This window comes from Polaribacter sp. SA4-12 (assembly GCF_002163675.1).
GTDB lineage: Bacteria > Bacteroidota > Bacteroidia > Flavobacteriales > Flavobacteriaceae > Polaribacter.
On record NZ_CP019334.1, the window covers coordinates 2708700 to 2724215 of the forward strand.

Here is a 15516-nt window from a genome sequence, read left to right on the forward strand (position 1 = left end):
ATATTTCTTATTTTATTAATGAAAAATAGCCTCTTTTTTGTCTTCCATCTTTAAAATTTATCAAATACCAAAACGTATTCGAATTTGTACTTTTAGTATTATAGTTTCCATCCCAACCTTCAGTATTTGGTTGAATCCGCTTTATTAGTTTTCCAAATCTATTAAAAATATCGATAGAATTTATATCCGTTTTATTGCAGATTACCTGCCAAGTATCGTTTTTATTATCATTATTTGGTGTAAAAAAAGTTGGAATTATACATCCATTTATAGTTACTTTAAAAGAGGATTCTGCAAAACACAATAAATCTACTGTACTTTGATTATAAATATATATTATTTGAGAAGTTGTAATAATAGCACCTTCAGATAATTGTATTCCATTTCCACCAGATTCTGTGTAATAATTACCATTGGTAATATTTGGTAATGTATAAGCATCTAAAATTTCTAAACTACTTAATATATCTACATTTATAGTACAAGATATTAAGTTACAAGCAGCTTCATTTGCAACAAATTCTGCGCTAGCATCTTTTGTAATTGTAGAAAAAATATCGGTATTAAATTTATGTACATCATCTACAAAAACACATTTTAAATTTGGGTTGTTTTGTATTTCTAAAAATGAGTTTGAAGTTGAAATTAAATTGGCTTGGTTTCTTAAATCTAATTCAGAAATTAAGGTAGACTGAACATATAAATTAGTAAGAATATTATTTGATGGTAGTTTTAAAGTTGATAACGGATTATTACTACAATTTATTTCTAAAAGCTTCGAATTTAAAGTGATATATAAACTTGTAATATTATTATTTGATGTTGATAATAGCGTTAAATTGGTGTTGTTATCTAAATTAAGAACGGTTAAAGAATTATCATCAACATATAAATCTTCTAAAGCTGTAAAATCTTCAATTCCTGTTAAATCTGAAATGTTTAATTGATCAATTTTTAAGTTTTTAATGGTGTTTATATTATCCGTTAACACATAATCATCAAGTGGCAGCGTATCATAACCAAAATCGATTAAAGCTTGTTCAAAATTATCATCTGGCACGTAAGTATAACCAACCTTAGGGCATGCAGTATCTGTAAATACAGAAGCATCATCAATTGCTGTCCAATTTGTGGTACTGTAGTTTTTATCATCAACCAAAAAACAAGACAATTCTAAATTATTAAGACAAGAAAACCGAATAATTGATGTGTTATTAGTGTTTTTTAGGTTTATTGTTTCTAATAAAGTATTGTCGCAAAACAATCTTTCAAGCGCTGTATTTTTAGAGAGATCTAATTCTGTTAAAGGAGTATTATTACACGAAAAAATACTTAAAAGCTGATTGTTTTCGAGGTTGATATTTGAAATATTTGTGTCATCTATTTCAACTCTTGTAATCTTATCATTTTTACTAATTTGTAAATTATTAATTGGGTTGTCATTACAAAATATAAATTCTAAATTTTTATTACTTGAGACATCAATATTATCAATTTTATTAGATGTAAAATCTAAGACTCTTAATTCTTCTAAATCAGAAACATTTAAGGTTGTAACATTATTATCTCTTAATTGTAAGTGTTCTAATTTTTCAAAATCTTCAATTCCTGTAGCATCGTTTATGTTTAAACTTATAAGAAAAACCTCTCTAATTGTATCAATATTTTGTGTGGGTACATAATCATCTAAAGCGCCAGAATCGAAACCTAAATCAATAAGGTTTTGTTCAAAATTATCATCTGGTATATATGTTAAATTTTCAAAAACACTACAATTTTCATTGTAAACAGTATTGTCATCAATATTTGTCCAATTGGTAATGCTATAATTTTTATTATCTACTTGTAAGCATTTCAACTCTGAATTATCAATACAAGAAAATGAGTTTACATTTGTATTGTTGTTATTTTTTAAATTTATGTTTTCTATAATTCCATGACTTAAATTTATTTCTAAAAGCTCTCTATTAGAACTTAAATCTATTTTTGTAATACCTGTATTTCCTATTGTTAAATCTTTTAATTTTAGATTATTTTTTAGGTTAATTGAAGAAACATCCACTACAACTAAACGTAGCGTTTCTAGCTCTGTATTTTTAGAAATATCTATGTTTTTAAGTAAACCATTAGAAAGATATAGGTCTTTTAATTTTATATTTTTAGAAATATCTAGCTCTGTAACATCATGTACTTCTATAGATAAACGAGTAAGAGCAGTAAACCCATCTAAACCAACAAATTTTTTAATTGAAGAATCATTGATAAATAATTCAGTGACAGAATTTATATTATTGGTTGGTACAAAATCATCTAAAGGACCAGAATCGTAACCAAAATCTATAAGTAATTGTTCAAAATTATCATCAGGAACATAAGTATTTTGTGAGCGCATATTTATGCTCACAAAAATAAAAATGAAAAGAAAAATAATTTCTTTCATAGACGATTACACTACTTTAATTACTACAGAAAAAATATTTTTTCCTTCGGATAAACGCATATTATCTTCAGAGAATTTTTGATCTGTATAAGAAGTATATTGAGTTATTGGTTCTATACAAAGCATGTTGTCAACTTCGGTCCAAAGCATAAAATTATTAAAACCTTTTGTGGTAATTTCTAAGTTTTGTTTATCTATATTTTTTAATATTATTTTATCAGAATTTAAAACAGGACACGCATTTGCACCCGCTTTGTAAACATCAGCCAACGTTATCTCTTTTCTATTAGATTCTAATGTTTCTTTACCAGAATCAGACAATAAAAAAGCAGGATGATATCCTAACATAAAAGGCATTCCTTTTTCTGATTCGATAATAAATTCGATTTTTAAAATACCATTTTCTAAGGTGAAGTTCTTTTGAAAAGAAAAATCAAAAGGCCAAAATAAATTTTCTTCTGATGATTTAACTGGAAATTTACTGTTTGTTATCTGCGTATTTTTTTTATACTTTTTGATGAATTTAGCACTGTTTTCATCCGAAGAAACTAAAGAATATTCCATTTCTCTTAACAAACCATGTTGATCTAGAATTGCATCACCATTTTTGGTATGCACTCTAAAATTATTTTTAGATGTTGGTCCAATAACAGGAAACATTTCATCATCAGAATTACGCCAACCTTTATTTCCTTTTTGATGAATATACTCTAGATTGTCTTTTTGAAAACTGATTAATTCTCCTTTTTCAATTACAACTAGACACTCTTTATTTCTTAAAATTTCTTTAGAACTCATTGGTAGTATGCTTTGTGTAAAAATAGTATAAATTTGACTCTTATTTGTTAGGAAATTAATCTTAGTTTTTTGTAACTTGTCGGACTTATTCAAAAATAAAAACAGTAATATTAATGGCAGCAGATAAAGAAAAAGCAGCAAAACTTAAAGCACTTCAACTTACTCTAGATAAGCTAGATAAAACGTATGGTAAAGGTGCTGTAATGAAATTAGGAGATGTAGTTACTGAAGATATAGATGCAATTTCATCTGGTTCTTTAGGGTTAGATTTAGCATTAGGTGTAGGTGGTTATCCAAGAGGAAGAGTAATAGAAATTTATGGACCAGAATCTTCTGGTAAAACAACTTTAACACTACATGCAATTGCAGAAGCTCAAAAAGCTGGTGGTATTGCTGCTTTTATTGATGCAGAACATGCTTTTGATAAGTTTTATGCAGAAAATTTAGGTGTAGATATAGATAATTTAATTATTTCTCAACCAGATCATGGTGAGCAGGCATTAGAAATTGCAGAAAACTTAATTCGATCTGGCGCAATTGATATTGTTGTAATAGATTCTGTTGCAGCTTTAACGCCAAAAGCAGAAATTGAAGGAGAAATGGGAGATTCTAAAATGGGTTTACACGCTCGTTTAATGTCTCAAGCATTACGTAAATTAACAGGTACAATTTCTAAAACAAAATGTACTGTTATTTTTATCAATCAATTACGTGAGAAGATAGGAGTAATGTTCGGTAACCCAGAAACAACAACTGGTGGTAACGCATTAAAATTCTATGCTTCTGTACGTTTAGATATTAGAAGAAGAACACAAATTAAAGACGGAGACAGAGTTATTGGAAACAGTACTAAAGTTAAAGTTGTAAAAAATAAAGTAGCACCGCCGTTTCAAATTGCAGAATTTGATATTATGTACGGACAAGGTATTTCTAAAGTTGGTGAAATTTTAGATATTGGTGTAGAATTAGGTATTGTAAAGAAAGCTGGATCTTGGTTTAGTTATGGCGAAACCAAACTAGGGCAAGGTAGAGATGCTGTTAAAGGATTAATTAAAGATAATCCTGAGTTAGCAGAAGAACTTGAAGGAAAAATAAAAGATGCTATTGAAAATCAAGAATAAATATTAAAAGTTCTAACTATTATTATCAACTGCTATAGAAGTAATCAATCTATAGCAGTTTTTTTATATTTATAAAATGATTAAAGTATCAGAAAACATACAATTAAGAAAGATTTTAAATTCAAATTTAGAACCTCTTTTTCTGTTGATGAAAGAAATATATCCACTTGCATACAGTCATTTTTGGAAAGATAATGGAGATTGGTATGTGAATAGTCAATATTCTAAAGAGAACATTTTAAAAGAACTGTCAGAAGAAAAAACAGACTATTATTTTGTTATTTTTAAAGATGAAATTATTGGTAATTTTAGAATTATCTGGGATGAAAAACTAGCAGGTTTATCTGAAGAAAAACAAGTAAAATTACATAGAGTTTATCTACACCCAAAAACACAAGGAAAAGGAATAGGAAAAACACTTCTTACTTGGTTAGAGCAAAAAGCGAAACAAAAAGGATATAAAGTTATTTGGTTAGATGCTATGAATGAACAACCCCAAGCTTTTAAATTTTATAAAAAGTTGGGATATAAATATCATTCACATACCTTTTTACCTTATGATTTATTACATGATGAGGTAAAAAAAATGAGTCAGGTTTATAAAGTTATTTAATTTTTTTAAGAATACTTCTTATAAAGATCACCTGGTTTAATACCAAATCTTTCAAAGAATTTTTTATTAAAATAAGATCGATTATTTAAACCAACAGCATAAATTACCTCTAATGTTGTAAGGTGTTTTTTATTAATAATTAATTCATATGCTTTTTGTAATCTAATTTCTAAAACTAACTTTACAAGAGTTATACCTGTATTTTCCTTTACAATTTCACCTAATTGACGTTGTCCATAATTACTTTCTGTAGCTAGATCCTTAATGGTATATTCTGAATTAGATAAGTTCTTTAAAATAAGCTCTTTTATATTTTCTAGAAGGCTATATATATGACTATCTAAATGCAATCTAGTATCAATATCTTTTATATTTTTAATAGATAAGGTGTTTTCTAGCAATGTTCTAATTCTAGTTATAATTTCTTGGTAGGTAAATGGTTTTGCTATATAATCTTGAATACCTAAGCGTAATTTAACCTTATCAAAATTATTAAAACTATGAGCTGTTAATAATAAAAAAGGTGTGTCTTGTAATTCTTTAGTTTTATTTAACTCTTCCTTAAAGCTTAAACCATCCATAGTTGGCATTCTATAGTCAGAAATAATTAAATCTATAGGTTGTTTTTTTATTATTTCCATAGCTTCTCTACCATTATTAGCAGAGATACAAGTGTATTGTGGCTGTAATATCTCTTTTAAATATTCAATCATATTTAAATTATCATCAACCAATAGTATTTTTGGTAAATTTAAAGGCTCTTGTATTATTTCTTTTTCAATGATATGTGCAATCTCTTCATATCTATTTTTTAATGGTTTAAGGTAAAGCGCTGTATTTATACCTTCTATTGGTAGTGTAACTGTAAAAACAGAACCAATATTTTCTTCGCTTTTTAAATCTATTGTACCATTTAAATTGTTTACAATCTCTTTAATTAAAGATAGACCAATACCAAATCCACCAGATACTTTATGACTCTTAGATTGGTAGAAACGATTAAAAACTAATTTATGTTCTTCTTTAGGAATTCCATACCCTTCGTCTTTTATTTCAATTTTAAGAGCTGTGTCTTCTAACAAAACAGCGACATAAATATTTTTTTTAGAATTACTATATTTAATAGCATTTGTAATTAAGTTGTTTACAATTTTTTGCATTCCAATAAAGTCGTATTCTAAAGTTAGAGATTCTTTAAAATTTGATTTAAAATAAATTCCAATATTTTTTTTAGATGCAGTGCCTTTATAAGCATGTAAAATTTCTTTAAAGAACAAAGAGAGTTCTTTCTTTTCAATTTTTTTTAATAAAATTGGCTTTCCATTACTTCTTAATAAATTTAAAAAATCATTAAAATTTGTAAGAATATTAATAGTGCTTTTTTCAGCCAAATTTACATATCTAGAAACTTCTGCTGGGTGCGTATTTTTTTGTTTTATTAAATGATGGTAGCCATTAATTATACTAATAGGGGTTCTAATTTCGTGAGAAATATTTTCTAATATTATATTATTTCTACTTATTAATTCTTTTTCTGCAGCAAGTTCTAACCTTGTTTTTAAATGATTTCTTTTTCTATTGTATAGTATAATTGTAAAAACGGTTATTAAGATTAAAAGAATAAAGAAAATTATTAAAATAAATATTTGACGATCTTTATATATTTTCACATCTTTTTCTTGATTGTCTTTAGCTAAACTTAAAATTTTATTTTCCTTTTCAATGGTTTCATATTTAACTAAAAACTTATCGACTGTACTTTTTTTCTCTATAACCTCTAAACTGTCATTAATTTTTGCATATGTATTAATATATTCTATTGCCTTTTTATAATTATTATCGGCTTCATATACCTCCTTTAGTTTTTTATATACTTTAGGTATTATATTAGGCTCATTTACTTTAAGTCCAAATTTTTCAGCCTCTAAAAAATATTTTTTTGATAATTGTATATTGTTTTTGTGATATATTTCACCAAGCTCCATATAGGCATCTGCAATAACATATTCATTCTTCTTTATTTTTGCGAATTCAATACTTTTTTTAAAGAGAATAATTGCAGAATCTCTTTTACCAATATTTAAAAAATAAGAAGCTTTGTATCTATTATAATAGGCCTTAAAAAAAATAGGATATTTAGAGACATAACCTAATTCTTTTATTTTTTCTATGGCAATAAGGGCTTTCTTATTTTTATTAAACGGTAAATAAATTGAAGAAAGAGAGATATAGGGTTGTGCTTTTAAAGATTTTGATATGTCTAGATGATCACTAATTTCTGCTGCTTTTTCATAAAATTCAATACTTTTCTCGTTTTTGGGTTCAGTGACATCAACTAAATAACCCAAGTAGGTATATATTCTAACCAGATTATAAGAATTATTCTTTGCATATTTTAAAGCTTGTTCATAATTAGTTAAGGCTAAATTATAATTTCGCATATCTATATATAAGTTGCCTAAATCTGTGTAACTTATAGAAATTTTGTTTTTATTTTTGCTCTCTATTGCTAATTCTAGTGATTTTAAACCATGCTTTTTTGACTTTTCATAATTTTTTTTTCTTCGCCAATAGAGACATAATTTTTTGTTGGCATTTAATAAAAAAGTATTGTCTTTTGAGAGATTTAATATTTTGGTTGAATAAAATAAAGCAGAATCTATTAATATAAAGTCTTGTATGTATTTATCACTTAATAACTCATAACCATAATTAAGAACTTTTGGTTTTGTGGCCATTTTTAAACCCCTATGGACATTGTTACTAAAGCTATCAAATCTTTTACTGTAATTAAAAAGAAGTTCAGCTTTTAAAAAAAAAGAATTTGCTAACAGATTTTTGTCATTCATTTTTTTAGATAAATAAAAGCCCTTTTGCAAATAAAACTTTATAGAATCTTTGTTTTTTTCATTTTCTGCAATTTTCGAATAAAGGACTACTTTTTCATTTTTACTTTTTGTTTTCTGTAACACATTTTTTAAACTATCTAAATGGTTTTTAGATGATTGTGCATTAGAGTTAAAGGTAAAATAAAGTAAGAAAATTAATGGTAGGAGAAGCTTCATTATTTGGGGTAATATTTAAAATTGTTAGAGTGTTAATTTTTAAAACTGCACTGTTTTTTTATCTCTCTCAAAGATATGTTTAAAAAAAACTTAAAATTATTGTTTTACATAAAAACACACTATTAAATCTAAAAAACACATGTTTTTGTTAAAAAAAAACACTGTTTTCGCTAATTAAGAGCCTCTTGTAATTAATGATTCACGGAAATTTGTGATATAATAAAACAACTAAAACACCCAACTTATTTCATTAATGATTTATAGTTTCTCTAATAAGAAAATTAACCTATTAATAAATAAAACTTTGCAAAATCCTGTTAACAATACTCACAATATAAGTGATACGTGTTAACGTTTCCGGAATTAGTGTTAAAGCGCCCAGGTCATAAAGTTAGAAATTTGTGAAAATAAAATATGAACAAAAAAATCATACATATAAAATCTAAAAAACACATTGTTTTCGCTAATTAAGAACCTGTTACGGTTAAAGATTCACGAAAATTTGTAGGACAACAAAAAAACTTAAACCCCCAACTTATTTCGTTAATAATTTAAAGTTTCTCTAATAAGAAATTTAAGCTAATAATTAAATACACAATATGAATAATTTAAATTTCTTCTTGCTGTTTCAAAAATTAATACACAGAAAAGCAATACATTTTTTTACTCTTTTACTAATTTTTTTTATTAGCTCAAGTTCAAGTTCACCAATTAAAGGTGTTAGTGGTAATAGCCTAGAAATAACAAAAAAAAGCGCTAAAAAGACAATAGTTTTTAACGTTATATCATCAATAGATAATGAAAATGATAGAATTAACAAAGATTATATTGTTAAAAATCAAACGCAAACTTATTTTATAGACCAATCTGTATCTGATTTAGAAGCGCATGTGAAAACCAAAACATTAGAGAATGATTCGTTTCATTTCTTTACACACGGTAAACCAGGCGAGTTGCTAATAGACGGTAAATGGTTAGGGAAAGAAGAAATCGCGGTTTTTGTGAATTCAAAAATTTCTAATTCACAATCTCAAATTTCCTACCTTAATATATACGGTTGTAATTTTGCCGAAGGAGAAAAAGGATTACAAGCTGTAGCCTATTTAGAAAACACATTATCACTTCAAGTTTCTGCCTCTACTAATATTACAGGAAATGGAGGAGACTGGGTTTTAGAGGAAGGGCCTAAAAATAAAGGGTTAGAATTAGCAGATTATAAAGGCAACCTACAAACGATTTCTGCATCAAATGGTACGGCTAGGTGTTCTAATTGTGTGCCTGCTGGGTGGACGGATGGTGGAGGAACGCCAGACATTTCTAATGCTAATATTGCAGGAGGAGGTTCTAATCTTTATGGGTTAAATGCAACTTGGGTTAATACATTACCTCTTCCGCCAAATAATCATACAGAATGGATTTCATTAAGAGATTTAGGTTCAGCAATTACACAAGAAAGCGTTTTTACTACAATGTCTGGTTTAACGCCTGGTGTTACTTATGAGTTAGTTTTTTATACATTAACATCAAAAACAAACCAAAACGGAGGTTCATTTTTTGGTTCTGGTAATGGATGGTATGCTGGTACATATATTGATGCATTAAGTTATCAAATAGACGGTGGAGCAATACAATCTTTAGCTGTAAATGAAGAAACTTGGGCAACAACAAGAATTTCTTTTTTAGCAACAGCTGCAACTGCAACTATAAGGTTGCTGCCCATCAACAATGGTGCTTATGTTGCTGGAACTGAATCACAACCAAATGCACGCTCTTTTAGAATTGAAACCGCTCAAGTTTCAATTACTGCAAATGCAATAAACGCGTTACCTATTGCAGATAATAATACAGCAGTAACTACAACTGAAATCCCAGTGACATTTAATGTAACTAGTACAGATACAGATCCAGATGGTACTATTAATATAGCTTCGGTAGATTTAAACCCTTCTTTACCAGGTATTCAAAGCTCATTAACTACTGCAGATGGTACTTTTACTGTAAGCTCATTAGGTGACGTTACGTTTACCTCTATACCTGGTTTTACAGGTGATGTTAGCATACCTTATACTGTTCAAGACAATTATGTGTTAGATGGTGTATCTAACCCAGGTACTTCAAACCAAGCTACTTTAACAGTAACCGTTCTTAATACAACATGTACAGAGGGCGCAACAGTAGGAACAGCTACAGCAAACGACCCAGATGGAGATGGTATAAATAACATATGCGATCTTGACGATGATAATGATGGGATTTTGGATATTGATGAATGCACCCCATTTGTAGCAATAGATAGCAATCAAAATGGAGCATTTAGTAATGTTTCCTTCGGTCCTGCAGGAATTACAAGCTCAAATTTAAACGACCACACACAGCCTCACACATTTAATTACATTGTTGTGGATGGTGTTACTTATAGTGATTTTATTACACCAGATGGTTTTAATTATAATTACAACCCTCCTGGTTCAGAAAATATTAGAATAAGAGAAAATGGTGCTTATACAGATGAGTGGGTTAACAATCAGAGCACTTGGGAGAATTTTGTACTACCAGCTATGCAAAGCAGAAATTTAAATTATTATCAAGCATTAGATCCAGGAAACCCTTTAGGTACTGGAGATTATTATGAACTCACTTATATTGAGCCTATAGTTGTATCTAGTAATCGCCTTTTGGCATGGATGGAACGTGCAGGTAATAGTCAAGCAAGTTTAGAAGCTTTTGATGTAAACGGTAATAGTTATAATTCTACTATAACCACTAATACGTCAGATTATACTTCAACAGGTGCTTTAATTTTAGATCTTACTGGTCAAACAGCAGATATAGCCGTTTATCCATTAGATGATCTTGCGCCATTAGGCGCAAAAATATACAAAATAAGAGTTAATATTGATCAAAATAGTGGAGTGGATGGAAAGATTTTTATTATGGGCGATGTAAATCAACCAACAGGAGTTTGTGAAGACACAGATAATGATGGTATACCAGATTATTTAGACCTAGACAGTGATGGAGATGGTTGTTCAGATGCTTTAGAATCTGGCGCAACAACAAACCAGTCTTCTCTTTATCAGTTTCCTAATACATCTGTAGGTGCAGATGGTGTGCCAGATGCAGTGCAAGCAATAGCTGGTGTTAATAGTGGTATGGTAGATTATATGGTTAATTCTAATTATACAAACGCAGCAGTTACTTCTTGTACTAACCCTTGTGTAGCCGCAGTAGGAATAGATACAGATAATGACGGTATAGATAATGCTTGTGATTTAGACGATGATAATGATGGGATTTTGGACACAGTAGAAAATAATTGTACTGCTACTTTTCTTGAAAGTTTTGGTACTGGTACAGGTAATCCTGCAACAAGTCATCCAAGTGTTCTCAATACTGAAAACGTAAGAGTTGGTACAAGTGCAGATTTTTCAAGTCAAGCTTGGTATCGATCAAATACAGGGTCGGATGCCACAGGAAATACTGAAGGTAGGTATCTAGCGTTAGATAATCCTCAAGGAGTTTCACCTGTTTTAAGTTACCAACAAAATGTTACTGTTATAGCTAACAACCCTTATTCATATTCACTTTTTATAGCAGCAGCAGCGGAAGAGTCTGGGCAACCAGCCAGTGCCTATCCTGATGTTAGAATACAGGTTAAAGATGGTGTAGGTAGTGTTCTAGCAACAATAGATACAGGAGTTATATCATTAGCTTGGGTACCTTATGAACTTCTCTTTACTTCAACTACAACTACAGTAACAATTGAAATTTATAATAAAAACGTTTCTCCAATTTATAATTCACTTTTAGTAGATGAAATTAGCGTAACTACTACGTTCTGTGACACAGACGGAGATGGCATACCAAATTCATTAGACCTAGATAGTGATGGAGATGGTTGTTCAGATGCTTTAGAATCTGGCGCAACAACAAACCAGTCTTCTCTTTATCAGTTTCCTAATACACTTGTAGGTGCAGATGGTGTACCAGATGCAGTGCAAACAGTAGCAGGTATTAATAGTGGTTTGGTAGATTATACGGTTAATTCTAATTATACAAACGCAGCAGTTACTTCTTGTACTAACCCTTGTGTAGCCGCAGTAGGAATAGATACAGATAATGACGGTATAGATAATGCTTGTGATCTAGACGATGATAATGATGGTATTTTGGACACTGATGAAGGTGCTTCAGACACAGATGGAGATGGTATTCCAAATCATTTAGATTTAGATTCAGATGGCGATGGTTGTCCAGATGCTATAGAAGCAGCAGTGCCTTCAGTATTGCAAACAGCCAATATTGTAAATGGTACTGTTGGTGCTACAACATCTACGAGTACTGCCAATGCACAAATTAATACTACTTTAGATATTGTAGGTGCTAATGGTTATGCCAACAGTTTAGAAACTGTTGCAGACAATGGTATTATAGCCAATGCATTTACAACCACTAATTATACAACCTACGCTTTAGACAATACCAAAAACGGTTGTGGTACCCCAATGATAACACAAGTGTATTGGAAAGATGGAGAAAGAATTGTAGAAGTTACTAATAATGCTTCAGATAAAATAGTAGTACCCAATGCAGCCAATTTAAATTTATTTAATGCAGGTGTTACCACTGCAAGAACAGCAACCGCTTTAAATACTGCAGAGATTACAGCAGGTAATTCTATTTTATTCTCATCTGGTGCAGTAACAGCCCAAGTAAAAACTGGAGTTACTCCAATTACCAATGCAGGCGTAACCGCTTTTGATAATACCAACGATGTTATTACCATTTCTAGAAGTGGTAAAGCAGGTACAACAAATGCACCTTGGGACACAAGAATAGATGTGGTAAGTGGTTTAACAGACTTTACATCTTTTGTACGTATAGATGAAACTTTAGTGCCAAATACAACGTATACCCCAGCAGAATGGGTGCAATTTGTAGATGACAGAGCTGTTTTAGATGGAGGTTTAAATCCTTACAAAGATGTATTATACGATGTAAACGGAGATAAAGTTGCAGGTAGTGGACCAGAAAGACATATACACGATGCATTGCAATCAGAAATTACAGCGGTTGTAAATACCGAATCGAATACATTATTAGGTTTACATAGATTTGGAACTACCACCACAACAGGAGTAGGAGCAAATACATTAGCAACTTGGCCAAATGGATATCCAGACAGATCTAGACATGTAATTGTAAACGGAGATTATAGTCATACTACAGGAGTTCGATTAAGCGCAAGAAAATTAGGGGTAGGAGATGCTAAACTAGCCACAGATAATTTATTAGTAGTTACGAATGATATTTCATTTACCAATGCCAATGCAGAAATCCGTTTATTAGGAGCAGGACAATTGGTTCAAACCCATACAGGAGCTGCACAAGTTTCTGGTTTAGGTAAACTATTGGTAGATCAAAATTCTGAAATACCAAGTTTATATAGATATAATTATATGAGTAGTCCGGTAAACACTATTGGCGCAAATACATTTACGGTAGGTTCTGTTTTAAAAGATGGTACCAACGCATTAGATGCTACTACTGCTATTGGTAATGGTGCATCTGGTATTGCCAAAGACATTACTTTTGTGGGTGGTTATGATGGAGCAATTACTGCAAATATGCCAATTTCATTAGCCAACTATTGGATTTATACCTATGCACCCTCATCAGACAGAAGATCTAATTGGGTACATAAATATGATAATTTAACAATTCCACAAACAGATGGTTTTATAATGAAAGGCCCAGGTGTTGCTCAAAATTACACTTTTGTTGGTACCCCAAAAGATGGCGATTTAATATCTAGTCCTGCAATAGGCGCAAATGAATCTTATTTGGTTGGTAACCCTTTTGCATCAGCACTAAGTGTTAAAAGGTTTATAGAAGATAATATGAAATCTACCACAGCTACCTTGTATTTTTGGCAACATGTTGGTGAAGCAGACGATAGTAGTTCTGTTAGTTCTGGTCATAATTTTGCAGGTTATATTGGCGGTTATGCTACAAGAAATATTGCAATGGGTATATCTGCTAATGACGCATTACTTGTAGGGGCTTTTGATATTGCTTTACAAGCAGAAGACCCTGGAGTAAATATAAATGGTACAATCTCTTCTGATGGAGTTGAAGGTTTTGTTATAATTAATACTGCAAGTAATTTTGTTGAGTTTCAAAATATTATTAAAGGTGTAGATATTTTAAAAATAAATTATAAATCTAACTTAGATAAAAATATTACACTTAAAATTAATGGTTCCACTAGAGGAGAATATACCTTACCAGCATCTCCATCAGCTTTTTCAACATTTGATATTCAAGTATGTGTAGAAACAGGAGCTAATGTGACCATTATGTCTAATGATAGTAATGAAACATATATAAACTACTTACAATTACAAGATGCAGATGGTAATATTAGTTGTGCACCAAACGCTGGTGGTTCTAATGCAAGTTTAGTTCCAGAAGCATACATTGCTATTGGTCAAGGTTTCTTTATACAAGGAGACGAAACAGATGGAGGTCCTATTGTATTTAATAATAGTCAAAGAGAATTTAAAACAGAAGGAGATAATTCTGTCTTTTTTAGAAATAATAATTCTTCAAAAACAATATCCTCAAGTAACGAGGCTACCAAAGATGTTTTACCTATCATAAAACTAGGTATGGACTTTCTTAATGGAGAAGGAATAAGCATTCATAGACAAATTGGTGCTTCTTTTAATTCAAATAATTCTTTTGCTTTTGATAAAGGATATGATAGTGAAATTTATGATTTACGCCTTACAGATATTTATTGGAAACTACCAAACGATGATTTAAATTATGTAATTGTTGGTGTAGAAGAAGTTTCAGATAATCTAGAAATACCTATTCATATTACTATGAATTACAATGGCTCAATAGCAATACAAATAGATGAAATAAAAGGTATTAATAGAGATGTATTTCTTAAAGACGCAGTCACAAACCAAATACATTTATTAAATAATAATATTGTTGCAATACAGTTACTTAAAGGCTCTTATTTAGAAAGGTTTTCTTTAGTTTTTAATGGAGCTGTATTATCTATTAATGATATTGAAAATAAAACTTTAGATAAAGAAATATCAATATTTACAAGTACCAACACAAAAGAGTTAGTTATTCAAAACCATCGAAATTTAGAAATAAATAGAGTTGAATTATATAACATTTTAGGACAAAAAATAAAAGAATGGAGTAGCCTTATAAATAAGTTTGAAAATAGATTACAAGTAAAGAGTTTAGATGATCAGATATACATAGTTAAAGTACAAACTGATAAAGGGTATTTCTCAAAGAAAATTTATATAAAGTAGCATAAAAAAAATATTACCTAAGAGCTAAAACCGGGGGGTTATTAGGGCTTGATGGTAATATTAAAGATCCTAAAAGAGGTTTATTAAAAGATTCCCTACCTTTTAATTATAATTTTATTTAAAAATAATAACT

6 protein-coding genes are annotated in these 15516 nt (G+C 29.7%); 3 read left to right on the forward strand and 3 right to left on the reverse strand.

Translation table 11 applies throughout. The features are described from left to right. Nucleotides 1-7: 7 nt before the first annotated feature. Both BTO07_RS11700 and BTO07_RS11705 read right to left on the reverse strand, forming a co-directional pair. Complete coding sequence (locus BTO07_RS11700; protein WP_157663336.1) at nucleotides 8-2392, reverse strand: T9SS type B sorting domain-containing protein; 2385 nt, start codon at nucleotides 2390-2392, stop codon at nucleotides 8-10. 54 nt (nucleotides 2393-2446) lie between these two features. Then, on the reverse strand, nucleotides 2447-3238 hold the full coding sequence (locus tag BTO07_RS11705) for an aldose 1-epimerase (protein ID WP_087521404.1): 792 nt from the start codon (nucleotides 3236-3238) through the stop codon (nucleotides 2447-2449). 113 nt (nucleotides 3239-3351) lie between these two features. On the opposite strand from BTO07_RS11705, the gene recA reads away from it, so the two are divergent. Further along, the gene (gene recA / locus BTO07_RS11710) at nucleotides 3352-4359 is read left to right on the forward strand and encodes a recombinase RecA (RefSeq protein WP_087521405.1); all 1008 of its coding nucleotides are present in this window, start codon (nucleotides 3352-3354) and stop codon (nucleotides 4357-4359) included. Nucleotides 4360-4435: 76 nt separating this feature from the next. Next, nucleotides 4436-4972 (forward strand): GNAT family N-acetyltransferase, encoded by a 537-nt coding sequence (locus BTO07_RS11715; protein WP_087521406.1) that lies wholly within the window; start codon nucleotides 4436-4438, stop codon nucleotides 4970-4972. A 5-nt stretch (nucleotides 4973-4977) separates the two neighbouring features. On the opposite strand, the gene BTO07_RS11720 is transcribed toward BTO07_RS11715, so the two are convergent. Next, a complete protein-coding gene (locus tag BTO07_RS11720; protein ID WP_087521407.1) occupies nucleotides 4978-8037 on the reverse strand; it encodes an ATP-binding protein in 3060 nt (1019 codons plus the stop codon). A gap of 599 nt (nucleotides 8038-8636) precedes the next feature. Here BTO07_RS11720 and BTO07_RS11725 point away from each other — a divergent pair. After that, the gene (locus tag BTO07_RS11725) at nucleotides 8637-15383 is read left to right on the forward strand and encodes a DUF4347 domain-containing protein (protein WP_087521408.1); all 6747 of its coding nucleotides are present in this window, start codon (nucleotides 8637-8639) and stop codon (nucleotides 15381-15383) included. Nucleotides 15384-15516 lie beyond the last annotated feature (133 nt).

What these genes read in the sequence shown, in the direction of transcription:
- BTO07_RS11720 (WP_087521407.1), bottom strand. Translation starts at nt 8,037, where the DNA reads ATGAAGCTTCTCCTACCATTAATTTTCTTACTTTATTTTACCTTTAAC.
- BTO07_RS11700 (WP_157663336.1), bottom strand. Translation starts at nt 2,392, where the DNA reads ATGCGCTCACAAAATACTTATGTTCCTGATGATAATTTTGAACAATTA.
- BTO07_RS11705 (WP_087521404.1), bottom strand. Translation starts at nt 3,238, where the DNA reads ATGAGTTCTAAAGAAATTTTAAGAAATAAAGAGTGTCTAGTTGTAATT.
- BTO07_RS11725 (WP_087521408.1), top strand. Translation starts at nt 8,637, where the DNA reads ATGAATAATTTAAATTTCTTCTTGCTGTTTCAAAAATTAATACACAGA.
- recA (WP_087521405.1), top strand. Translation starts at nt 3,352, where the DNA reads ATGGCAGCAGATAAAGAAAAAGCAGCAAAACTTAAAGCACTTCAACTT.
- BTO07_RS11715 (WP_087521406.1), top strand. Translation starts at nt 4,436, where the DNA reads ATGATTAAAGTATCAGAAAACATACAATTAAGAAAGATTTTAAATTCA.